This is a genomic window from Acinetobacter sp. 228 (assembly GCF_048147885.1).
In genome coordinates, this window is record NZ_JAYWYV010000257.1 from 1 (window position 1) to 1,396 (window position 1,396).

Sequence of the window (1,396 nt, forward strand, 5' to 3'; positions counted from 1 at the left end):
CACAGGTATTAATAATGCTGCACATGTCGGTGGTATGATTATGGGTGCATTACTCGCACTGATTTGGTATTTAAGCTACCGCACTCCATTTAAAACCCTCCTAAAATTTTTAGGTCTATTAGGAGGACTTTTAATGACTGTGGGCTTCTATGCTTACTGTAATCAGCTTAACTCACCATTACTTCCACTTTGGCATGAGGTTTTAATTCAGAACCCAGAAATACTCCCCTAACTTAAATTTGGTTCAGCTCACGTAAACTTTGTAGTGGCGGTAAATTACAAAGATAACCGAGTCTATATCGGCCAATCAGAGCGCAAAGCAACATCATAGCAAGTGGTAAAATCAACCATATTTCAATATGCCACTGTAAAGCCATATTCATTTTATAACTTGCAATAGCGCTAATTACCTCGGCAAAACAGCAGGCAACAATGCCTGCTAACAAACCTAAAAAACCAATTTCCAGACTGAGCATCTGCTTCATTTTATTTTTAGAGAGACCAAATGAACGCAACAAAGCCACTTCTCGACGGCGTTCATCCATTAATAGATTTAAACAAGCAATTAAAACAAGTATTCCAGAAAAGCCAACTAACGCTGCAAGCACAGTCACGATTTTGACTAGAACATTCATTAAGCGCTTTACTTCATCTAAAATTCGATCAACATCAATAAAAACCGTATTGGAGAATTGCTGAATCATATGGATCATTTTAGGTTGATCTTGCTTAGGTACATAAAAACTGCCCAAGTAGCTACCAGCATTTTCATCTAAAGTTTTAGGTGAAAAAATAAAGAAAAAATTAGGACTAAAGCTTTCCCACTCAACGCTCCGAAAATTTATAACTTTAGCTTGCAAGCTACCTTCTGGCAGACTAAAAGTAAGCCTGTCACCAATCTGGATTCCTAGACTTTCTGCTGTTTTACTCTCAACTGAAACTTGGCCTACTGCATTAAATTCCGCTTGACCTTTTGTAATGACATTGTCATTTGGTAAAGCACTCGACTGCGTTAAATTTAATTCGCGGCGTAAAGCATTATTTTGCTTTATGGCTTCTTCTGAAAAAGGTACATCATTCTTTGCGAGTAACCGCCCACGAATGTTTGGATATAATGGTGTGCTTTGCCAACCATTTTGCTTTAACTGTTGCTCAAAGGCTTTTAAATCAAATGGTGGTAGACCATAAACAAACTGGTTTGGTGTTCCCTCTGGTAATTGCTGTTGCCAACGCTCTAATAAATCTGTTCTTAATACACTTAACACGGTAATGAGGCTTAAACCAAAAGCCAGTGCTGTAATTTGTAAGGCACTTTGCGATGCTGAACGAATATAAAAAGACAAACGGGTTTTCATCTTTTTTAAAGCACGGAGCAATAGCCAGACAACGGTGTATA

1 protein-coding gene and 1 pseudogene are annotated in these 1,396 nt (G+C 38.0%); one reads left to right on the plus strand and one right to left on the minus strand.

Annotation, left to right across the window (positions count from 1 at the left end):
• Positions 1–232: pseudogene (locus VXQ92_RS17960) on the plus strand (rhomboid family intramembrane serine protease); the annotation flags it as partial.
• A gap of 1 nt (position 233) precedes the next feature.
• Here VXQ92_RS17960 and VXQ92_RS17965 read toward each other — a convergent pair.
• On the minus strand, positions 234–1,396 hold a 1,163-nt coding region (locus tag VXQ92_RS17965; protein ID WP_416682722.1), incomplete at its 5' end, for an ABC transporter permease.